We start from the raw sequence: 23,927 nt of genomic DNA, 5'->3' as shown, positions 1-23,927 counted from the left end.
AGTACCGAACACCGAAGCCTATGAAAACGATTATTTACACCTGTAAAAAGGGGCGCATTATCCAAAGCTCCTCATTGTTCAAAACACATTATTTAAACAGCAAAGCGCTGCCCTCAAGGCAGTAAGCCGCCTCATGGTTCCCATGCAAGGCTAATGTTTCACCTAATTGTTGCGACAATGAGAAGACTTTTACTACTACTGACATTTATATTATCATGCGCCCTGGGTGCAAATGCCCAGGTTTCCGCTGTAATGACGGCTCCCCAAAAGGTCTGTTTAGACGCATATGCGAGCGTCAGGGCCTTCCGGTCGGATGAGGGAAATGTGGACGACGTGACCTGGTCGATTACCATCCCGGGTGTTGCTACCCCCGTCACCATCAACGCGGCCGGCGTCGCTTCGGACCCGACCATATTCAGGTATATCGGGGCAAAACAGCAATCTCTGACGATAGATCTTAAAGCGGTGGGAACGTACCGTTTGATCGCCACGGTTTTAAGAGGCAGCAACAGCTGGAGTATAACCAAAGACATCATCGTGGAAGACTGCCGCATGGAAGTCTGCCAGGGACAGTTCACGCCATCTACCAACTTCATCGAAACTTTCGGACAATTTCCCGTTGGTGACGAACAACGCAGATTCGTAGATCCCGCCGTTGCCACCATCGAGTATAATTTCCAGGGCGATGAGAGCCAGGCGCTCGGGGACAACTGGTACAGCATCTTCTGGAACTCCCAGGCCGGCGGCCGTCCGGAATGGGATTATGTGGAAGACCACACCGCCAACGGTCGCGGTGGTATGCTGATCGCGAATTCCGCGCACGAAAAGAAAACATTCTATAAAAGAAAGGTGACCGGGCTATGCCCAGGCGCCCGCTACAACTTCTCCGCCTGGTTTATTAACCTAAACTCACGGGAGGTATTGGATAACGTTTGTCAGAACCATCCCGATGGCGCCGATCAATACCGGTATGCCGGGGTTACCTTCATTATCAGGAACGCCACCACCAACGCCATCATCAAACAGTTCAACACAAACGACGTGTCGATGGACCTCTCCCGGCCCGACCTCACGGCAGAACAGCGCCGCCTGGCAGGCTGGCAACAGTTCGGCGGTACGGTAGCGCTTGCTGGCGGTGAAGAATCCGTTTGGGTGGAAATAGCCAACAACAACCCCGGTGGTTGCGGTAACGACATCGCGATAGACGACATCGAGTTCAAATACTGCGCCCCTGATATCTATACTTATATTGACGGTGAAGAAGTGACCAAAAATCAGGTTTGCCCCGGCGCACCTTTGAGCCTTACGTCCGTGATCAAACCGGCGGGGTATTTCACCAACCCGGTGTACTCCTGGGAAATCGACAAGGGCGACGGCAACGGCTGGCAGCCCATATTGCTGACCGACCCCGGCTATACCGGCGCAAATACCGCCACCCTGCAAATCCTCGACGGTACGCTGCTGGAAAAAAATACATGGCTGTTTAGAAGCATGGTGATCGAAGACGGTAACCAGGCTTCGGGCAAACAATGTTATACGCCCTCCAACTTCGTGACGCTCATCATCCTGGAAATGCCGAAACTCGTAGCCGCGGGACGGATATGCCAGGGCGATATGACCAAACTGACGGCCAACTACATGCGAACGCCGACGCAGGACGGTTATGAAACGTTCGAGTTCATCGGCCTGGGCACGGATGTAGTGCCATGGCCGGAGCCGAACCCCCAACCCGCCAACGAAATATATGTAAGGCCCGCCGCCACCACTACCTATACGGTAAGAGGCTCGGCATCCTACGGCTTTGAGCCCACCAGCGGCAAACCGCGCGTATGTTACAGGACCACCACGGCGCAGATTATCGTAGATCCGCGACCGATAGTAGACCTCGGCCCGGATATCAAAGTCTGCGAAAACACGCCCATCACACTCGATGCCGGCGCGGCCAACGCGGGTTACTCCATCGTATGGGCGCCCGGCGGCGCCACTACGCGCACGATCAATATCACCTCCCCCGCTACCGGCAACACCACACAGAATTATGAAGTGACAGTGACCAACGGTACCTGCGTGGTGAAAGACAATATCAATGTGACCTCGGCGAAAACGCCGGTGGCCACCATCACCACCACGCCCACCATCCGCTGTTCCGACGTGCGTGTGGACTTCCCGCTGGAAACCACCGTGCAGACGGGCAATACGGCTGTCTGGTCTTTCGTTGGCGACCCGGCCGGCGCTACGATTACGCCGAACCCTTCCGATCCGAACCAGCCCACCCTCACCAATATGCCGTTCAATACGGACGTGCGGGTAAGGCTGACGATCACGGCAGACGGCACCAGCTGTTCCGCCGTGGCGGAAGAAGTGTTCCGCATCGACCAGAACGTAACAGCCACCGCTCCCAGCATTACGCAGTGCTCGCCCGACTTTGTGATGAACGCCAACGTGCCGAACGCTGCATTGGGCCAGACCGGTAAATGGACCATCGTGTCCGGCGGCACGAACGTATTTATCGATCCGGCGGATATCAATAATCCCGCCGCACCGGTGAAACTGCTGAACGGCATCACGTCTGCGTCCATCCGCTGGACGGTTTCTCCCCGCCCGGGCTCCGCCTGCGGTACGAGATCCCAGCTGGCGACATTATCCGTATTACCGCCGCCGGTGATGACCGCGGCGAACGCCAGCCGTTGCCTCGGCACTCCGATGGTATTCACCATACCGTTCACACAATCCGGCCTGCCCACGCGGTACGACCTGGAAGCCATCACACCGCTTTCCGGTTTCACCGACCGTATCAATGCCACGGTGAGCGGCACCAGCTTCACCATTCCGTACGATGCAGGCGCTACACCGGGTACTTATACCTTCCGCCTCAAAGCCAGGAAAACCGCGGGCTCAGGTGTCTGCGAAACCGTGACCACCTTCGACCTCACGATCCTCGCACCTTCTACGGTACCGACGGTAGACAATGCCACGCTGCAGATCTGCCGCGGCGAATCGGCTGAGCTGAAAGTAAACGGCACACTGGGCACGGGTGCGCAATGGATTTGGTACACCGGCGGCTGCACAGGCGGCACGCAGGTAGGTACCGGCGCTACCATCAACGTAACGCCCACCACTACCACCACCTACTACGTGAAAGCGGTGAGTGCAGGCCCCTGCGGCAATACCAGCTGCGCCACCATCACGGTGAACGTGTTCGAGCAACCTTCCACAGCGGCTGCCGGCCCTGATCAGGAACATTGTAACGTTTCCTCCTTCGTGCTGGCCGCCACCGCCCCCACCGTGGGAACCGGCGCCTGGAGCGGTACACTGCCTGCGGGTGCTACCATCAGCAATGTCAACGACCGCAATGCGACCGTGACCCTGCCGGCCGGCCAGACCGTGACCCTCACCTGGACCGTTTCCAACGGCCCCTGTGCAGTGAGCACCGACCAGGTGGTACTCACCAACCTGTTGCCGCTGGCTAACAATACCATTACGGCCTCACAATCCATTTGTACCGGCACGGCCCCGGCAGAACTGACGGGTTCCACCCCCACGGGCGGTAACGGCGCCTATAGCTATCAATGGCAAAGCAGCACCACCGGCACGCCGGCCAGCTTCACCGATATCGCGGGCGCAACCGGCATTAACTATACGCCGGGCACGCTCAACACAACCACGTATTTCAGGAGAGTGGTGACCTCCGGCCAGTGTTCGGCGCCGGGCAACGTAGTGACCATCACCGCGGTGGCCTACCCTGCTTTCACCATGGAAAGCCCCATCGACGCCTGTAACGCTTCCGGCAAGTTTGAAGTGAAATACACCGTATCCGCGGGCAACCCTGTGCGGTACGACCTGATTGCGATGGATACCAAACTGCCGGGCTTTGTAGACATCATCGACGGCGTATTGCCCTCCAGCCCCTTAACGATCAACTACCCGCCCACCACACCGGCAGGCACCTATAGCTTCCGCATCGTGATGCGGAACGCCACCGGCTGCGCTACGCAGCAGGATTTCACCGTAACGCTCGAATCGCTGTCTGTTCCGGCCTGGATCGAATTCAACCCCAGCAGGGTGTGTGAAGGCCAGCAGGTAACGATGACGGCCAAAGGCGGTAACCTCGGCTCCAACGCCGAATGGGTTTGGTATCTCGGCGACTGCGGTACCGGCACGCGCCTGGGCACCGGCGGTTCGCTGACATACACGCTCACCGAAACCAGCACCTTCTCCGTACGGGCGGAAAGCAACAGAGCGTGTAAAAACAGCGATTGTGCATCCGCCACCATTACGGTAGATAAAATGCCGGCTGCACCGGATGCAGGCCCGGATCAGGACCACTGTAATCAGCCTAACTTCACGCTCGCCGGTTCCACACCGAGCCTCGCGACCGCTGTCGGCACCTGGTCATGGACCGGTGCATTGCCCGCCGGCGCCAGCATCAGCAACGTGAATGATCCCGCCGCAACCGTGGTGTTGCCTGCCGGTAATTCACTGACGCTCACCTGGACGATCACCAACGGTACCTGTACCACCAACGGCGACCAGGTAACCCTCATTAACAGGAACCCGATTTCCAACAATATCATCAGCGCACCGCAGTCTGTTTGTCCGGGTAACGCCCCCACCGCAGCCCTCACCGGCACTGCACCCACAGGCGGCAACGGCACTTACACCTATCAGTGGCAGAGCAGCACCAGCAGCGATCCGGCAACCTTCACCGACATCAGCGGCGCAACAGGCGCTACATACCTGCCGGGTGCGCTGACTACCACAACTTACTACAGGAGAGTGGCCACATCCGGCGTGTGCTCGGCACCGAGCAACATCATTGCCATCACCGTATCGGTAACGCCGGTATTCACGGTGAACAATGTGGCGGCGATCTGTAACACCGTTACGTCGTTTAACGTGGTGTACAACGCCACCGCGGGCACATCCACCCGGTACGACCTGAGAGCGACGGGCCCCAACGCGATGACCGGTTTCACCAACGTCATCAACGCCGTACTGCCCGCCAGTCCGCTGACCGTCAACCTGCCGGCCAACACGCCTGCAGGCACCTATAACTTCACCCTTACCCTCCGTGATGCGGTAGGTTGCGAAAGCACCCAGCCGTTCACGGTAATCGTGGAAGTACCGTCCACTACCCCCACTGTTCCGAACAGCTCCGTGGACATCTGTAAAGGAGCATCCACTACCCTCACCGTGAATGGTACCCTTGGTACCGGCGCACAATGGGTATGGTACACCGGCGGATGCACGGGCGGTACGGAAGTAGGCCGTGGCGCATCCATCAGCGTAACGCCTTCCGCTACCACGGTTTATTACGTAAAAGCGGAAAGCACCGGCCCCTGCGGTAATACGACCTGCGTGACCGTTACCGTGAATGTGTTCGAACTGCCTTCCGCCGCTGTTGCCGGCGACGACCAGGAACACTGTAATGTTGCCACCTTCACCCTGAATGCGACCGCCCCTGCGGTAGGCGTCGGCGTGTGGAGCGGTACGCTGCCTGCGGGCGCTACCATCAGCAATGTGAACGACCGCAACGCGACCGTGAACCTGCCGGCCGGCCAGAGCGTGACCCTCACCTGGACCGTTTCCAACGGCCCCTGTGCGGTGACTACCGACCAGGTAACACTCAGGAACCTGGTAGCCCTGTCTAACAACACCATCAGCGCAGCGCAAACCATCTGTCCGAATACCGCCCCCGTTGCCCTCAACGGCACTGCACCCGCAGGCGGTAACGGCGCTTACGCCTACCAGTGGCAAAGCAGCACCAGCAACGATCCGGCAACGTTCGCCGACATCAGCGGCGCCACCAATGCCGTCTACGCACCCGGTGCTTTGAGCGCTACGACTTATTACAGAAGAGTGGTGACTTCCGGCGCATGTTCGTCACCGAGCAATATCATTGCCATCACCGTATCGGTAACGCCGGTATTCACCGTGAACAATGTAGCCGCGATCTGTAACACTGTTTCATCCTTCAACGTATCATACAACGTTACCGCCGGCACACCTACGCGCTACGACCTGAGGGCTTCCGGCGCGAACGTGATGCCGGGCTTCACCAACGTCACCAACGCAATGCTGACGGCCAGCCCGCTGACCGTTAACCTGCCAGCCAGCTTGGCTGCGGGCACTTACAACTTCACGCTCACCCTCCGTGACGCGACCGGTTGCGAAAGCACCCAGCCGTTCACCGTGATCGTGGATGTGCCTTCTACCCCGCCGACGGTGGCCAGCAACTCCATAGACATCTGTAAAGGCGCCTCCGCCACCCTCACCGTGAACGGCACCCTCGGTACCGGCGCACAATGGGTTTGGTATACCGGCGGATGCACCGGCGGTGTGGAAGTGGGCCGTGGCGCGTCGATCAGCGTAACGCCTTCCGCGACCACTACCTATTATGTGAAAGCGGAAAGCACCGGTCCGTGCGGTAACACTACCTGTGTGACCGTTACCGTGAACGTATTCGAACTGCCTTCTGCCGCTGTTGCAGGCGCCGACCAGGAACATTGCAACAACGCGGTGTTTACCCTCAACGCCACTGCTCCTGCCGTAGGCTCCGGCATCTGGAGCGGTACGCTGCCTGCCGGCGCTACCATCAGCAACGTGAACGATCGTAATGCGACCGTGAACCTGCCGGCCGGCCAGAGCGTGACGCTTACCTGGACGGTTTCCAACGGTCCCTGTGCCGTTACAACAGACCAAGTAATGCTGACCAACCTGGTAGCACTGTCCAACAACACCATCAGCGCGGCACAGTCCATCTGTCCGAACACAACGCCGGCAGCCCTCTCCGGTACCACACCGGCGGGTGGTAACGGCACGTACGCATACCAATGGCAGAGCAGCACCACCGGCGCACCCGCCAGCTTCACGGATATAGCAGGCGCTACCGGCATCAACTATGCACCGGGCGCACTGACCGCCACCACTTATTACAGGAGAGTCGTGACCTCAGGTCAATGCTCCGATGTCAGCAACATCATTGCCATCACCGTATCGGTAACACCGGTGTTTACGGTGAACAATGTGGCGGCGATCTGTAATACCGTTTCATCCTTCAACGTAGTATACAATGTAACAGCCGGCATACCGGTTGAATACGACCTGAAAGCGGCCGGCGCCAATACCGTCACCGGCTTCAGCAATGTCATCGATGCGGCCCTCACCGCCAGCCCGCTGACGGTGAACCTGCCCGCCAACATTGCCGCAGGCACCTATAACTTCACCCTTACCCTCCGCGATGCGGTGGGTTGTGAAAGCACCCAGCCGTTTACCGTGATCATCGATGCTCCGTCTACACCGCCGACGGTGGCCGACGACGAATTCGATATCTGTCGCGGCGAAACCACCACCCTGACAGTGAACGGTACATTGGGTACCGGCGCACAATGGGTATGGTACACCGGCGGATGCACCGGCGGTGTGGAAGTGGGCCGTGGCGCTACCATCAATGTAACGCCCGCCGCTACCACCACTTATTATGTAAGAGCTGAAAGCAGCAGCCCCTGCGGCAACACAGCCTGTGTAACGATCACGGTGAACGTGTTCGAGCAGCCGTCTGCAGCAGCAGCCGGCCCTGACCAGGAACACTGCGACGACGAAGTATTTAACCTGAATGCGACCGCCCCTGCGGTTGGTACGGGTAAATGGAGCGGCACACTACCCGCCGGCGCTACCATCAGCAGCTGGGATCTCCGCGACGCGATCGTGACGCTGCCCGCCGGTCAGACCGTCACCCTCACCTGGACCGTTTCCAACGGCCCCTGTGCGGTGACCACCGACCAGGTAACGCTCACCAACCTGGTGGCCCTGTCCAATAACATCATCAGCGCAGATCAGGCGATCTGCCCGAATACGGCGCCTGCCGGCCTCACCGGTACCACACCCGCCGGCGGCAATGGTACTTATACCTACCAATGGCAGAGCAGCGCGAGCAATGATCCCGCCACCTTTACCGATATCGCGGGCTCTACGGGCATCAACTATGCTCCGGGCAACCTGACGGCCACCACTTACTACAGAAGAGTAGTGACCTCCGGCGCATGCTCAGCACCCGGCAACATCATCACCATCACGGTATCGGTTACACCGGCATTCACCGTGAATGATGTGGCCGCCATCTGTAACACGGCCGCTACATTCGATGTGGTGTACAACGTTACAGCCGGCGTACCGGTGAAATACGACCTGGCCGCCGTTGGCCCGAACGCGATGGCCGGTTTCACCAGCATCACCAACGCAACACTGACGGCCAGCCCGCTGTCTATCAGCCTCCCGGCCAACACTGCCGCAGGCACCTATAACTTCAGCCTCACCCTTCGTGATGCGGTTGGTTGCGAAAGCACCGGCAACTTCACCGTGGTGATCGAAACACCGTCTTCTAACCCGACGGTGGACGACGACCAGCTCAACATCTGCCTGGGCGAAACCACCACCCTCCGGGTGAACGGTACATTGGGTACCGGCGCGGTTTGGGTATGGTACACCGGTGGTTGCAACGGCGGTGTGGAAATCGGCCGCGGCGCTACCATCAACGTAACGCCTTCCGCTACCACCACTTATTACGTGAAGGCGGAAACTGCCGGCCCATGCGGCAACACAGCCTGCGCCACCATTACCGTGAACGTGTTCGAGCACCCGTCTGCAGCAGCAGCCGGCGCCGACCAGGAACATTGTAACGATGCGGCCTTCACCCTGAACGCCACGGCTCCCGCTATCGGTACCGGTAAATGGAGCGGCACATTGCCCGCCGGCGCCACCATCAGCGACGTGAACGACCGCAATGCGACCGTAAGCCTGCCGGCCGGCCAGACCGTTACACTTACGTGGACGGTAACCAATGGACCTTGCGCGGCTACTACCGACCAGGTAACGCTCACCAACCTGGTGGCCCTGTCCAGCAACATCATCAGCGCACCGCAGTCCATCTGCCCGAATACGACGCCCGCTGCCCTCACCGGCGCCGCGCCCGCAGGTGGTAACGGCACGTATACTTACCAGTGGCAGAGCAGCCCGACCAACAATCCGGCCGACTTCACCAATATTGCGGCCGCCACCGGCATCAACTATGCGCCCGGCGTACTGGCTGCCACCACTTATTACAGAAGAGTGGTGACTTCCGGCCAATGCTCCGACGTCAGCAACATCATCGCCATCACCGTATCGGTAACACCGGTATTCACGGTGAACAACGTAGCGGCGATCTGTAACACCGCCACATCCTTCAGCGTGGTGTACAACGCTACCGCCGGCGCCTCTACGAAATACGACCTGACCGCCACCGGCCCGAACGCCATGGCAGGCTTCACCAACATCACGGGCGCCACACTCACGGCGAGCCCGCTGGTGATCAGCCTCCCGGCCAACACAGTGGCAGGCACCTATAACTTCACCCTCACCCTACGCGACGATGTGGGCTGCGAAAGCACCCAGCCGTTCACGGTAACCATCGACGTACCGTCTACCACCCCGACGGTGGCCGACGACGAGATCGACATCTGTCGTGGTGAAACCACTACCCTCACCGTCAACGGCACCCTCGGTACCGGCGCAGTATGGGTATGGTACACCGGCAGCTGCAACGGCGGTACGGAAGTGGGCCGCGGCGCATCCATCAATGTAACGCCTGCGACCACTACCACTTATTATGTGAGAGCTGAAACCAGCGGCCCCTGCGGCAATACGGCCTGCGCCACCATCCAGGTGAACGTATTCGAAATACCGTCTGCCGCCGCAGCAGGCCCCGATCAGGACCAGTGCGACAACGCCACCTTCACCCTGAATGCCACCGCCCCTGCGGTAGGTACCGGTAAATGGAGCGGCACACTGCCTGCCGGCGCTACCATCAGCGACGTCAACGACCGCAACGCCACCGTGAACCTGCCCGCCGGTGAAACCGTGGTGCTGACCTGGACCGTTACCAACGGCCCATGCGCTACAACTTCCGACGACGTAAGGCTCACCAACAGGAAACCTGTTGATAACAATACCATCACGGCAGACCAGGTGATTTGTCCCGATGCGGATGTGGCCGCCCTCACCGGCTCCACACCCACGGAAGGCAACGGTACCTATACGTACCAGTGGCAGCTCAGCACCACCAGTGCAACTGCCGGCTTCACCGACATCCCGGCCGCTACCGGTATCCATTACGACCATGGCACCATTTCCGTGACCACCTGGTTCAGGCGCGTGGTGACCTCCGGTCCCTGCACGTCCACCAGCAACGCGGTACAGATCAGGGTAACCGTGGCCGTTCCTGTGGTAGTGACCAAAGGCAACGACAAAACCGTTGAATGTGAAAACGGTAAAGACTACACGGCGCTGTTCGATGCACCGACCTTCAGCCACCCGGATGGCTTCCGCATCGATGTAACACACGCCGATGTGACCGTTCCGAACACCTGCGGGCTCACCATCACCAGAACGTGGACGGCCGAAGACGAGTGCGGCAAAACCACCACCGTGTCGCAGACCATCGAGGTGAAAGACACCAGGGCGCCTGTATTCAACGGCACCCTGCCCGCAGACGCGACCGTGGAATGCAGCAATATCCCCGCCATGGAAGTGCTGACGGCGAGCGACGACTGTTCTTCAGCCAGCGTAACGCCCGGCCAGACCATCGAGGCCATCCCCGGCGCCTGCGCGAACAATTATAAGATCATCAGGGTGTGGACGGCGACGGACGTTTGCGGCAACACCATCCAGCACACGCAGACGCTGACCGTACAGGATAAAACAGCCCCTGTATTCAACGCCCCCGCTCCTGCCAATGTAACCGTGGAATGTGATGCCATCCCGAGCTTCGACGACATCACCGCCACCGATAATTGCACCAACGCCGCAACGATCACTTACAACAAATCGCAGACCCGTACCAACGGCAGCTGCGCCAATAATTACACACTCACCCGTACCTGGACGGCGAAGGACGAGTGCGGCAATGAAGTATCCATGTCGCAGGTAATCACCGTGACCGATACCAAAGCGCCTGTCTTCACTGCCCCCGCGCCGGCCAACATCACCGTAGAGTGCAGCGCCATCCCGGCACAGGAAGACCTGAAAGCCACCGACGCGTGCAGCCCGGATGATAAAGTAACCGTGCTGAAAGGCGAAACCCGTCACCCGATCCCCGGCGCCTGCGCCAACAACTACCTGCTGGTACGCACCTGGACCGCCATGGATGAATGTAAAAATTCATTCACCATCACGCAGACCATTACCGTGGTAGACCGCACGCCGCCAGTATTCACCACCGCCGCACCGGCCGACGTGACCGTGGAATGCGACGCTGTTCCTGCAGCCGCCGACATGAAAGCGACCGACCTGTGCAGTCCCGCAGACAAGGTGAAAGTGGAATTCAAGGAAGACCGCGTGAACGCGCCGGGCGCCTGCGCCAACAATTACCAGCTGGTGCGCACCTGGACGGCTACCGACGAGTGTGAGAACAAAACCATCATCACCCAGACCATCACCGTTCGCGACACCAAAGCGCCTGTGTTCACCACGGCAGCCCCTGCGAACGTAACGGTGGAATGTCATATGGTGCCGGCACAGCCCGATCTGGATGCCACCGACAACTGTTCTGCAACCGGCAACATCAGCATCTCCAAAAACGAGCAGCGGGTGAACGGCAACTGCGCCAACAACTACCAGCTGATCCGTACCTGGACGGCGCGCGATGAGTGCGGCAACGAAACCGTGCTGACGCAGACCATTACGGTGACCGACAATACCAAGCCGGCCTTCACCACTACCATCCCTGCCGATGCAACGGTGGATTGCAACAACATCCCTGCGGCCCCTGTGGTGGAAGCCAGCGACAATTGCAGCGCCGCCACCGCTATCCGCATCGCTTACAACGAACAGCGCATCGACATACCCGGCGCCTGCGCCAACAACTATAAACTGTTGCGCACCTGGACCGCCACAGACGAGTGCGGTAACGCTACGACCGCGATGCAGGTGATTACCGTGGTTGACAGAACTGCGCCCGTATTCACCAGCGCCGCCCCTGCCGATATAACGGTAGAATGTAACGCCATCCCCGCACAGCCCGACCTGGCGGCGACCGATAACTGCTCTGCCGTGAACAGCATCCGCCTCGCGAAGAACGAAGTGAGAGAGAACATCCCCGGCGCGTGCGTGAACAACTACCGCCTCATCCGCACCTGGACCGCTACCGACGAATGCGGTAACGTGGCCGAACTGAAACAGGTGATCACCGTGCAGGACAAAACCGCACCGGTATTCACCCTCCCCGTACCGGCCGACGTAACGGTGGAATGTAACGCCATCCCGGCACAGGCCGTACTGAACGCTACAGACAATTGTACCGCTGCCGCCAACGTGAAAATCGACCGTGCAGAGCGCAGGGAACAGATACCCGGCGCCACCTGTGCGAACAACTACCGCCTGGTGCGCACCTGGACCGCTACCGACGAGTGCGGCAACAGCACCACCCTCACCCAGGTGATCACGGTGGTGGATAATACCGCGCCGACCTTTACGATGCCCGTACCGGCCGACGTAACGGTAGAATGTAACGCCATCCCCGCACAGCCGATGCTGACCGCGACCGACAACTGTTCCGCTACCAACCTGGTGACCATTGTGAGGAACGAAGTGAAAGAAACCATCCCCGGCGCCTGCGTGAACAACTACCGTCTCCGCCGCAGCTGGACGGCTACCGACGAATGCGGCAACAAAACGGTGGTTGAACAGGTGATCACGGTGGTAGACAATACCAGGCCGACCTTCACCGGCAGCACACCGGCCGACGCAACGGTAGAATGCTCCGCCATCCCGGCGCAGCCGAACCTGAGCGTAACCGACAACTGCACCCCGTCGAACCTGGTGACCGTCGTGAAAAACGAGCGCCGCGAAGACATACCGGGCGCCTGTGTGAACAACTACCGCCTCATCCGTACCTGGACGGCTACCGACCAGTGTGGCAACAGCACCACCGTACAACAGGTGCTCACGGTAGTGGACCGCACCGCGCCCACGTTCCTCACGGCAGCACCCGCCAACGCAACCGTTGAATGCAGCAGCATCCCCGCACAGCCGGATGTGATGGCCACCGACAATTGCAGCGGCAATAACGTGACCGTTGTGAAAGCAGAACGCCGCGAGAACATCCCCGGCGCCTGCGCGAACAACTACCGCCTCATCCGTACCTGGACGGCCACCGACCAGTGCGGCAACAGCAAAACCATCGAGCAGGTGCTCACCGTGGTAGACAATACCAAACCGGTATTCACCACCGCCGCACCGGCCAACGTAACCGCGGAATGTAGCGCCATACCGGCACAGCCGGACCTGATGGCCACCGATAACTGCTCCGCAGCGAACAGCATCCGGATCGTGAAAAACGAAACAAGAGAAACGATTGCCGGCGCCTGCGCGAACAATTACCGCCTCATCCGCACCTGGACGGCCACCGACGAATGTGGTAACAGCACCACCGTTCAGCAGGTGATCACCGTACAGGATAAAACAGCCCCGGTATTCACAACCGTACCGCCGACAGACATCACCGCCCAGTGCGATGCGGTACCGGCAGCACCTGTGATGACCGCAACGGACAACTGTTCCATGAACAATGTAACGATCGACTTCAGGCAGATCAAAACCTTCCTCTCCGCTACGTGCCCGAACAACTACAGGCTCGAGCGCATCTGGACGGCGAAGGACGAGTGCGGCAACACCGCCGTGGCCAGGCAGATCATCACCGTGACAGACAATACCGCACCGGTATTCACCACTCCGGCGCCGGCAGACATCACGGTAGAATGTAAAGCCATCCCCGCTCCTGTTGCCATGAGAGCCATCGACAATTGCGACCGTGAGAACAACGTGACCGTGAAACATGAAGTGAAACGCGAAGCCATCCCCGGCGCCTGCGTGAACAATTACCGCCTGATCAATATCTGGACGGCGACGGACAAGTGCGGCAACGCAGCAGTCATCCGCCAGGTGATCACGGTGATCGACACCACCAGACCGGTGATTGCGGCTCCGCCGGCAGATATCACCATCAATTGCGGTGCGCCGGTTCCGACCGCTATGATCGAACTGGATGCTACCGACAACTGCGACATCAGCTTCCCGAAACGTGTGAAATACACCATCGACCCGTATGTGAAAGACCTGTGCAACGGTTATGTGATCACACGCAGGTGGAAAGTGACGGATGCCTGCGGCAATACGGCCAACGACGTAACACAGCGCATCATCGTGCTGCCCTGTCCGAAACCTGAGCTGGTGCCCGGCGCCGCGGTGAATTGCTCCAGCAATCCGTTCATCGAACTGAAAACAAGAGGCGTCGTGAACAGGCCTACTTATACCTTGGTGAGCGTAACGCCTGCCAACGCGGTACAGGTACCTGTCACCTCATCGAACCCGCGCTTCAACCTGAATGGCGCCACCACCGCTACCTTTATCGTACGCGACGGCATCACGGGTTGCGCATCGGAACCGGTTACCTACAACCTCAATTACCTGCAGATGCCGGTAGTGAACCTGGGTAAGGATACCAGCCTCTGCGGCGGCAACGGTATGGTACTGGATGCCGGGCCGGCCAACTTCGGGTACACCATCAAATGGTCAACCGGCGAAACCACCCAGCGCATCCGCGTAACGCAGGCCGGCACTTACAGCGTAACCGTGAGCAACGGCATGTGTACCGCCACCGACGAGATCAAAGTAGGCGTCATCCCGATGCCGCTCGTGAACCTCCCGGATATGACGATCTGCCGCGGCCAGAGCGCGAAACTGGATGCAACCGTAGCTGGCGCTGCCTACCTCTGGAGCACCGGCGCCACTACCCCGGCGATCAACGTCAGCACACAGGAAACGTTCTGGGTGCGCGTAATGAAGAACGGCTGTATCACGATCGATACCATCAACGTGACCGTGAACCCGCCGCCGGATATCACGCTCAGCAGGGATACCTCGATTTGTCCGGGCCAGTCTGTGACCCTGACCGTGAACACCAACGCAGGCCGCATACAGTGGGGCAACGGCGAAACCGGCAACTCCATCGTGGTGAGCAGGGCCGGCAACTACTCGGTGTCCGTGTACAGGGATAATTGCGTGGTGAAAGAACAGGTGAGAGTGACCCAGCGCCCGGATATCCGGTTCGAACTGGGCCCCGACCGCATCATTTGCCCGGGCGGCAGCATCCTGGTTGACGCACGCCACCCCGACGCGGCCTCCTACCGCTGGAATGACGGTGATGTGAACCCGGTGAAAGCCTTCACCGAAAGCGGCACCTACGTACTGGGCATACTCGACAAGTATTGCGACCGGTACAAGTCAGACAGCATCCGTGTGAAAGTGGCCGGGCCGCCTAGCGTGACCCTGGGCAACGACACCACGATCTGTAAAGGCATCCGCTACATCCTGAAAGCGAAAGCAGAAAACGCCACCTCGTACAGATGGAGCAACGGCGCCACCACTTCCTACATCGAAGTGAGAGAACCGGGCACCTACAGCGTAACGGCCTACAACGACTGCGGCAGCTCAACGGACGAGATCACCATCAGCGTGCGTGAGTGCGACAGCAAACCGGAAGTACCCAACGCCTTCTCACCGAACGGCGACGGCAAGAACGACCTCTTCCGCCCGATCGTAAGAGGCCCGATGTACGACTACGAGCTGCGCATCTTCAACCGCTGGGGCGAGCTGGTGTACTTCAGCAAAGACATGTACGAAGGATGGGACGGCACGTACAAAGGCCAGCCCGTGGATGTGGGTACCTTCGTATGGTGGCTGTCTTACAAGAAAACGAATAACGGACCGAGCTTCATCATCAAAGGAGATGTAACTGTAGTGAGGTAATTTTTAAACGATCATTCTTTCACAAAGGGGTGGCTGCATTACGCAGCCGCCCCTTTTTTGCGTAATAATACGCTTGGCGGGCAGGCCACCCTGCCCTATTTTAGTATCACGGAAATCATACACCCCAAACCCCGGTTGTTCATATTCAGCATATTCTGTTTTAATAACCTCATAAACAATTCAATCATGAAACAACTGTTTGTTTTTCTCCTCGCATGCCCCATGCTTTTTTTGTCGTGCACGAAAGAAGGCCCCGCCGGCGCCGAAGGCCCGCAGGGACCGGCAGGCCCCACCGGGGCGCAGGGCCCTCAGGGCGGCCAGGGGCCACAGGGTCCGGCCGGTCAGAATGGCAATGCCAACGTCCGGATATATGAAAAGAATATCATGGCGTTGACCTGGACGGGCGCCGGCACCTATTCCTACCTCGACGTGGCCGCGCCCACCGTGCTCACCGCCGCCAACATCAGCGCCAACACCATCCTGGTATATGTGGCCACCTCCGATTTCGGGGGTAACTTCGGACTGGTGCCTTACGTGACGGAACGGAACATCCGCGTGACCGCCGAAATCTCCACCGGCAACGTGCGGCTCCGGAAAGACCAGAACGGCACCCCCACCACACAGTCGTGGCACAGCACGCTCCGCCTCGTGCTGATCCAGAACAGTGGTGCGGCAGCTCCGTTGAACCGGCAGGCTTACGACAATGATTCTTTTAAAGATTATCCGAAAGAAAAGATACTGCCGCTTCAGTAACCCATATAGCCGCAGGCCGGTTCCGGAAGGGCCGGCCTGTAACATTCCGGCGCCGCCGGCCGTTTAGGGAAAAACACACTTATGAGATTTCTGGTGCTCCTGGGCATAGCCGCCGCGATGAACAGCTGTGAGAAAGACAAAAAACCGAAGGAATATACATACGCGCCTGCACCTGTTATGGCGACGGATGGGGTAAATACCACCACTTTGGGCGTGCCGCTCAAACTGACCGTGCATTTCCAGGTCCATAACGGCTGCGGTGCATTCGACAGGTTCGTTGCGGAAGATAAAAATGCAGATACCACGCTGGTGTATGTACAGGCCAGGTACCCGAAAGACGCCATGTGCACGGACAACCTGCCCGTGCTGCATACCAGCTACACCTTCACCCCTAAAAAAACCGGTGTGCATTACCTGAAGTTCCGGGGCCGGGAAGGCCAGTTCGTGATAGATACGATTATGGTGAAGTAACTACTGCTGCTTCCCTATTTTTCCCAGGTGGGTATCGGAGAAACCGGTGATGAATTTCAGGCCGTAACCGAACACACGGTCCATGCTGGAATGTGCGAAGAGGATGATGCCGGTGAATACCAGCCAGTCGAGGATAAAATACGTACCGATAAAATAAGTCAGCAGCGCCACCCCTTTATGGTGAAAGAAATTGTACACATATGCCCCCGTTTTAGGGCCGGCGGCATAACCGATCATGCTCAGATCCGGCAACAACAGGCAGGCCGCAAAGAGCCACCACGCATAATCCGTCTGCTGGCGGAACATCAGCATGGCCAGCAAAAACAACGTGGCTTCTTCCAGTTTCAGTAAATTCTTCATAGCTGTAAATGTGGCGCAAAGCTCAAATTAAATGAGGATATAAAAAAATTCCCGGCGCAATGGCCGGGAATTTTCTTTGCTAGTATAACATACGTGTTTTGATCGTGTGGTTCACTTCCTTGAGAAGCGCGAAGGCCTCCTGGGATAGTTTGGAATCCACATCCAGCACCACATACCCGATCTGGTCGTTCGTTTTCAGGTACTGGCCGAGGATGTTGATGTTTTTGGAAGAGAGCGCGGAGTTGATCTCCGACAGTACGCCCGGCACGTTTTTATGGATGTGCAGGATACGGTGCGTGTTTTCGATCGGGGGCACGCTCAATGCGGGGATGGTATGCGATCCGAAGCTGGCCCCTTTTTCGAGGTAGTTCAGCATTTTGCTGCTCACGTCGAGGCCGATGTTGTGCTGGGCTTCTTCGGTGCTGCCGCCGATGTGGGGGGTCAGTATCACGTTGGGAAGGCCCTGGAGCGGGGTGGAAAAGGCCGCGCCGTTCTTTTCCGGCTCCACCGGGAACACGTCTATCGCCGCACCTGCCAGCTGTCCTTTTTCCAGCGCTTCACGCAGGTCGTCGAGCTCCACCACTTCCCCGCGGGCGTAGTTCAGGAAAATCGCGCCTTTTTTGGCATGTTTCAGCGTCTGTTTATTGATCATGTTGGCTGTGCTCTTGTTGGAAGGCACATGCAGGGAAATGATATCGGACTGGGAAAACAGGTCTTTCAGCGTACGCACCTGCGTGGCGTTCCCCATCGGGAGCTTGGTTTCCACATCGTAATAGATCACGTTCATGCCCATGGCTTCAGCCAGTACGCTCACCTGGCTGCCGATATTGCCGTAACCCACGATGCCGAGGGTTTTGCCGCGGAGCTCGTAGCTGCCCGTCGCTTCTTTCATCCAGCTGCCTTTATGGGCGGCGGCGTTTTTGTCCGGGATCCGGCGGATGAGCATGATCGACAAACCGATTACCAGTTCGGCCACCGAACGGGTGTTGGAATAAGGGGCGTTGAAAACAGCCACACCGAGGTCGGTGGCGCTTTTCAGGTCTACCTGGTTGGTACCGATACAAAAACAGCCGATGGCCTGCAGTTTTTTGGCCGCGGCCAGCACTTTGGCGGTGATCTGCGTTTTCGACCGGATACCCAGCAAATGGGCGTCTTTCACTTCGCGGATGAGTTCTTCCTCGCTCAGTGCGCCCGCTACCTTCCTGGTATTGATATAACCTGCCTCTTTAAATTCCGCCACGGCGGCATCACTAATGTTCTCCAATAAAAGGATGTTGATCTTTTCTTTCGGATAACTCGTTAATTTTCTTTGGCTCATGGTGCTGGTAATGGTTCTGCGATGACATAAAAATGACAATTACCGGAGGCTTTTGTCACTAAAATTGTCACAAACCTAGCCTAGTTTGAGCAAAATTCAAATACAAGGGCCGGCAAATTAGAGAATGCGCAAAAAACAGCCTTGTTATTTCGTTTTTTTGAATAAAACTTACAATTTGCACAATATCGGGCATGAATATTGCTCGGATTTTATTTAGTTACAGTTTAATTATTAGTTGTTACAGTCAATTATTCAGCAGCACTAAATGAAGCGTTTAAAGGCAATTATCATACTGGCCATATCAACTTCCAGCATCATATATATCGGGTGTAACAGCAGTTCTGCCCACAAGAACAACGACAAGAAAAAGACCGGCAAATCAGCCTCCATCTATACCCTCGGTTTAAGTGATGTGGATGAAGCCGCCATTCTGAACAGCGCCCGCAGCAAACGTATTAAAAACGAAATGGATGCGCTGGTGAAGCACCGCCTCTCCCCGGCCAGCTTTAGCGGCGGCATATTGCTGGCCCGCAAAGGCGTTGTGATCTACGAACATTATTCCGGCCTCGAAAGCCACGGCAATAAAGTGCCGGTAACCGACAGCTCCTCCTTCCAGCTGGCGTCCGTGTCCAAAACCTTTACCGGTATGGCCGTTTTGACCCTCGTGGAAAAGGGCAAACTGAGCCTGGAGGATCCGATCCAGAAGTTCTACCCGGACTTCCCCTACCTCGGCATTACCGTGCGCATGCTGCTCAACCACCGCAGCGGCCTGCCCAATTACCTGTATTTCTGCGACAGCCTCAATAAAGACAAATCGCACTTCCTCACCAACGAAGAAGTGATCACGATGATGACCGTGCACAAACCGGCCGCCCAGTACCAGCCCGACCGTCACTTCAACTACTGCAATACGAACTATCTGCTGCTGGCTTCCATCATCGAGAAGGCAAGCGGCCAGAAATATGCGGACTACCTGCAAACCACCTTCTTCACCCCGCTGGAAATGACCAGTACTTTTGTGGCCGACCCGGCACAGGCCCCCCGGCCGCACCAGACGGTGAGCCACCTCTCCTCCTGGCGCGTGGAGCCCGATAACAGCTTCGACGGCGTGGTGGGCGACAAAGGCATCTACAGCACCGTCCGCGACATGCTCAAATGGGACCAGGCCATCTATTCCGGCAAGCTCTTCAAACCGGAAACCCTCGAGGAGGCCTACAAGCCCTACAGCAACGAAAGGCCCGGCATCCGCAACTACGGCCTCGGCTGGCGCCTGTTCACCTACCCTGACAGTACCAACAAGATCGTATACCACAACGGCTGGTGGCATGGCAACAACACCGTGTTCTACCGTTTCATCAAAGACTCCACCACCCTCGTGATCGTCGGCAACCGCTACAACCGCGGCATTTACCAGGCGGTGAAACCCATCCGGGAAATAATCGGCCATGGTGATGGGGAGGAAGCGGGGGAAGAATAAACAGGCAATGCTTTAAAAGATATAGACCAGGGACTTGCGCCCTGGTTTTTTTATGCCTGGACGCCAGGCGTTACCCTTCCCCGAGGGAAAACCAGCCTAAACCCTTACCCTACCTTCATTTCAGCATAGATAAAGTACCTCTTAAGTACCTCTTAAGTACGTATGAAGTACCTATAAGGTACATGACAAGGAGGTACTTTATCCGTACTTTATCCCTGCCTGAAAGGTACTGTTCACATACATCTTTGCCATATACCCATAAAAAAATCCGCCCTGCGTCGTATCATTTTCGGCAGGGCGGAGAGGATTGCGCATGAAACGCTCCGTTTCATGATCGTTCTATCAACCTATTTATGCGAACTAAAACCTGTAACTGTGCGTCTTTACCGTTGTGCTTTTTTGGCTTCCGCCTTGTGCTGTTTGGCGGCATGTTTCCCGCCTTTGTGCGTTGCTGTTTTTGTGTGATGTGTTTTGGCCTGCTGTTCTGTTTTAGCCGGGGCAGGCGCCGGTTTTTCCTGTGCATTGGCTGCGGAGATGCCACCCAAAGTGATCATTGCGGCGGCCATCATCATCATGATCTTTTTCATGTTATTGTGTTTTTATGGTGAGAAATATGTTTTTTCCTGTATGCGCCGAAGAATATCAGCGGGAATACGAGCAGGGTCAGCACCGTGGCCGTTACCAGCCCGCCGATGACCACCACGGCCAGCGGTTTCTGTGTTTCGGACCCGATGCCGGTGCTTACCGCGGCCGGAATCAGCCCTATCGCGGCCATCAAGGCGGTCATCACCACCGGCCGGATACGTTCCTCCACCCCGGTGCGGATGGCGTCGTTGAGGGGCATCTTCTGCAGCAGGTTCTTATGGAACACCGAGATCAGGATCACTCCGTTCTGGATACAGATCCCGAACAGTGCGATAAAGCCCACCCCGGCCGATATGCCGAAGTTGATGCCGGTGATGTGCAGGGCCAGGATGCCGCCGATGAGCGCAAAGGGCACGTTCAGGAGGATGAGGCCGGCGTCTTTCACGCTGCCCATCATGATGAACAGGATGATGAAGATGGCCACGAGGCTCACCGGCACCACCTGCCCGAGACGTTTGGTGGCGCGCACCTGGTTTTCGAACTCGCCCGTCCAGCCGATGGAATACCCTTTGGGCAGCCTGATGTTTTTATTCACTTTGGCCTGTGCTTCGGCGATGGTGCTGCCGAGGTCGCGGTCACGGACGGAGAACTTCACGCCGATGAAACGTTTGGTGTTATCACGATAGATGAAGGCTGGTCCGGTGAGGGTCTTTATTTCGGCGATCTCTTTGAGCGGGATTTTATTCCCGTTCATGGCCGGCACCACCAGGTTGCGGAGATCCTCTTCGTCTTTCCGGAAATGCTGGTCGTAGCGGATGCGCACATCGAACTTGCGTTCGCCTTCGAACAGCTGGGTGGCGGTTTTGCCGCCGATGGCCATTTCGATCACGGCCTGCGCGTCGGCGGTTTTCACTCCGTAGAGGGCCATCTTCTGTTCGTCGAGGTGCACGCTCATTTCGGGCTGGCCCACGTTGCGGAGAATGCCCACGTCCTTGATGCCGCGCACATTCGCGATCTGGGCGATCACTTTGTTGGCGATATCGTCGAGGTCTTCGAGGTTATCGCCGTAGATCTTCACGGCATTGCTGGCGTTGATGCCCGCCACGGCCTCGGCCACGTTATCGATGATGGGCTGCGAGTAATTGTACACCACGCCCTGGTATTGTTTCAGCCGTTTGTCCATTTCCTCCACCAGCTCGTCCATACTGATCCTGCGCGTCCATTCCTTTTTCGGCTTAAGGTTCACCTGGCACTGCACGTAATAGAAGCCGGAAGGATCCGTGCCGTCGTTGGAGCGGCCGGTTTGCGACAGCACGCCGTTCACTTCGGGGAAGCTGCCCAGTTCCTTCCTGAACTTGCTCACGAACTGCGTCGTTTCGTTCAGAGACATACTCATGGGGAGTTTCGCCTCCACCCACAGCGCCCCTTCGTTGAGCTGCGGGAGAAACTCCGAGCCCAGGAATTTCGAGGAGGCAAAACTGAGTCCCATGAATATGACGGCTATGAGAAGACTTAATCGTTTATGCGCGTACGTCCAGTTAAACCCTTTCATCACGATGCGGTGGAAAAAGATCACCACCGGGTTATGCCGTTCGCGTACGTTTTTGTTGAGCAGGATGGAGCTCAGTACGGGCACCAGCGTGAGCGTGAAGAGCAGGGCGCCCAGCAGGGCGAAGCCCAGCGTCCAGGCCAGCGGCGAAAACATTTTGCCTTCCACTTTCTGGAACGAAAAGATGGGCAGCAGGGAAATGATGATGATCAGTTTGGAAAAGAACACCGCTTTGCCCAGCTCTCCGCCCGTTTTTTTGATCCAGCCCATTTTGGCGAGGCGGTTGAACCGCGCCATGCCGAAGTGTCTGGCCTTATGGTCGAGCATCACGAAGATGCCTTCGACCATCACCACCGCCCCGTCGATAATGATCCCGAAATCGATGGCGCCCATCGAGAGCAGGTTGGCGCTCATGCCTTTCAGCTTGAGACAGATAAAGGCAAACAGCAGGCTGAGCGGGATGATGATGCCCACAATCAGCGTGGTGCGCCAGTCGGCCATAAAGATGAACACGATCACGGTCACGAAGATGATCCCTTCGAGCAGGTTGTGCATTACCGTGCCGGTGCAGTATTCCATCAGCACGTCGCGGTCGTAGAAGGTAACCATCTTGATATCCGAGGGCAGCACTTTGTCGTTCAGCTCTGCCACTTTCTCCTTGATGCGGCCCAGCACTTCGCTGGGGTTCTCTCCTTTCCGCATCACCACGATGCCTTCCACGATATCGTCCATGTCGTTGAGGCCGGCCTGCCCTACCCGCGGCGCGGAAGTTTCCTGCACGCTGGCCACGTTCTTGACGAGGATGGGCGTACCGTCGATGTTCTCTATAATGATGTTCTCGATGTCTTTGATATTGTCGAGCAGGCCGATGCCGCGCACCACATACGCCTGCCCGTTCTTTTCGATCACATCGCCCCCTACGTTGATATTGCTTTTGGAAGCTGCTTCATACAGTTCCAGGGGGGTGATGTTGTATTTGGCCAGTTTGATGGGGTCGGCGGTGATCTCGTAGATCTTTTCCTGTCCGCCGAAGGCCACCACGTCCGCCACGCCGGGCACGCTGCGCAGCTGGCGGTCGATCACCCAGTTCTGGTACGTGAGCAGGCTGCGGGAATCGCGGTGCTCGCTTTTGAGCCAGTAGCGGAATACTTCGCCCGTAGGCCCATACGGCGGCTGCACTTCGGGCTCCACCGTTTCCGGCAGCGATACGTTGCGCAGCATATTGTTGACCTGCTGCCGGGCGAAAAAGTCTTCCACATCGTCGTCAAAAATGATCTTGATAACGGAGAGGCCGAACATCGTGATGGAACGCACGCTGGTTTTCTTCTGCACGCCGTTCATCGATATTTCAATGGGGGTGGTCACGAAGCGCTCCACTTCTTCGGCGCTGCGCCCGTTCCATTCCGTCACGATCACGATCTGGGTATTGGTGACGTCGGGGAAGGCTTCGATGGGCGTGTGCAGGAAAGCCACTACCCCGCCGATGCTGAGCACGGCCAGCATGAAGAACACAAAGAACCTGTTCCGGAGCGAAAAGCCTACGATATTTCTGATGAATCTGTTCATGTATG

The 23,927-nt window shown here is 57.6% G+C and carries 8 protein-coding genes; 4 read left to right on the top strand and 4 right to left on the bottom strand.

What is annotated here, in order from left to right; all coding sequences use genetic code 11:
* Positions 1-177: 177 nt before the first annotated feature.
* The 3 genes from EGT74_RS12850 (at position 178) to EGT74_RS12840 (ending at position 17,067) form a co-directional block, all read left to right on the top strand.
* Positions 178-15,843 (top strand): gliding motility-associated C-terminal domain-containing protein, encoded by a 15,666-nt coding sequence (locus EGT74_RS12850; RefSeq protein WP_123846994.1) that lies wholly within the window; start codon positions 178-180, stop codon positions 15,841-15,843.
* A 186-nt stretch (positions 15,844-16,029) separates the two neighbouring features.
* Positions 16,030-16,596, top strand: coding sequence for a hypothetical protein (locus EGT74_RS27070; RefSeq protein ID WP_220392875.1), 567 nt, complete (start codon positions 16,030-16,032; stop codon positions 16,594-16,596).
* Positions 16,597-16,677: 81 nt separating this feature from the next.
* The gene (locus EGT74_RS12840) at positions 16,678-17,067 is read left to right on the top strand and encodes a hypothetical protein (protein ID WP_123846993.1); all 390 of its coding nucleotides are present in this window, start codon (positions 16,678-16,680) and stop codon (positions 17,065-17,067) included.
* Here EGT74_RS12840 and EGT74_RS12835 read toward each other — a convergent pair whose 3' ends face one another.
* Both EGT74_RS12835 and serA read right to left on the bottom strand, forming a co-directional pair.
* Entirely contained in the window at positions 17,068-17,427 is a 360-nt protein-coding gene (locus tag EGT74_RS12835; RefSeq protein ID WP_123846992.1) for a DUF4260 domain-containing protein, read from the bottom strand.
* A gap of 79 nt (positions 17,428-17,506) precedes the next feature.
* Positions 17,507-18,745: a phosphoglycerate dehydrogenase gene (serA, locus tag EGT74_RS12830; protein ID WP_123846991.1), complete on the bottom strand. Its 1,239-nt coding sequence runs from the start codon at positions 18,743-18,745 to the stop codon at positions 17,507-17,509.
* 265 nt (positions 18,746-19,010) lie between these two features.
* Here serA and EGT74_RS12825 point away from each other — a divergent pair, with 265 nt between their 5' ends.
* Positions 19,011-20,222, top strand: coding sequence for a serine hydrolase domain-containing protein (locus EGT74_RS12825; protein WP_123846990.1), 1,212 nt, complete (start codon positions 19,011-19,013; stop codon positions 20,220-20,222).
* 383 nt (positions 20,223-20,605) lie between these two features.
* On the opposite strand, the gene EGT74_RS12820 is transcribed toward EGT74_RS12825, so the two are convergent.
* Entirely contained in the window at positions 20,606-20,809 is a 204-nt protein-coding gene (locus EGT74_RS12820) for a hypothetical protein (protein WP_123846989.1), read from the bottom strand.
* Positions 20,806-23,922 carry an efflux RND transporter permease subunit gene (locus tag EGT74_RS12815; RefSeq protein ID WP_123846988.1) on the bottom strand — a complete coding sequence of 1,039 codons (3,117 nt, stop codon included), beginning with the start codon at positions 23,920-23,922 and terminating at the stop codon, positions 20,806-20,808. The genes EGT74_RS12820 and EGT74_RS12815 overlap by 4 nt, the downstream gene beginning before the upstream one ends.
* Positions 23,923-23,927 lie beyond the last annotated feature (5 nt).

This window comes from Chitinophaga lutea, assembly GCF_003813775.1.
GTDB lineage: Bacteria > Bacteroidota > Bacteroidia > Chitinophagales > Chitinophagaceae > Chitinophaga > Chitinophaga lutea.
This window is presented reverse-complemented; position numbering and strand designations above follow the sequence as displayed.

Coding starts and splice junctions, on each gene's coding strand:
- EGT74_RS12850 (WP_123846994.1), top strand. CDS start 178: ATGAGAAGACTTTTACTACTACTGACATTTATATTATCATGCGCCCTG.
- EGT74_RS27070 (WP_220392875.1), top strand. CDS start 16,030: ATGAAACAACTGTTTGTTTTTCTCCTCGCATGCCCCATGCTTTTTTTG.
- EGT74_RS12840 (WP_123846993.1), top strand. CDS start 16,678: ATGAGATTTCTGGTGCTCCTGGGCATAGCCGCCGCGATGAACAGCTGT.
- EGT74_RS12835 (WP_123846992.1), bottom strand. CDS start 17,427: ATGAAGAATTTACTGAAACTGGAAGAAGCCACGTTGTTTTTGCTGGCC.
- serA (WP_123846991.1), bottom strand. CDS start 18,745: ATGAGCCAAAGAAAATTAACGAGTTATCCGAAAGAAAAGATCAACATC.
- EGT74_RS12825 (WP_123846990.1), top strand. CDS start 19,011: ATGAAGCGTTTAAAGGCAATTATCATACTGGCCATATCAACTTCCAGC.
- EGT74_RS12820 (WP_123846989.1), bottom strand. CDS start 20,809: ATGAAAAAGATCATGATGATGATGGCCGCCGCAATGATCACTTTGGGT.
- EGT74_RS12815 (WP_123846988.1), bottom strand. CDS start 23,922: ATGAACAGATTCATCAGAAATATCGTAGGCTTTTCGCTCCGGAACAGG.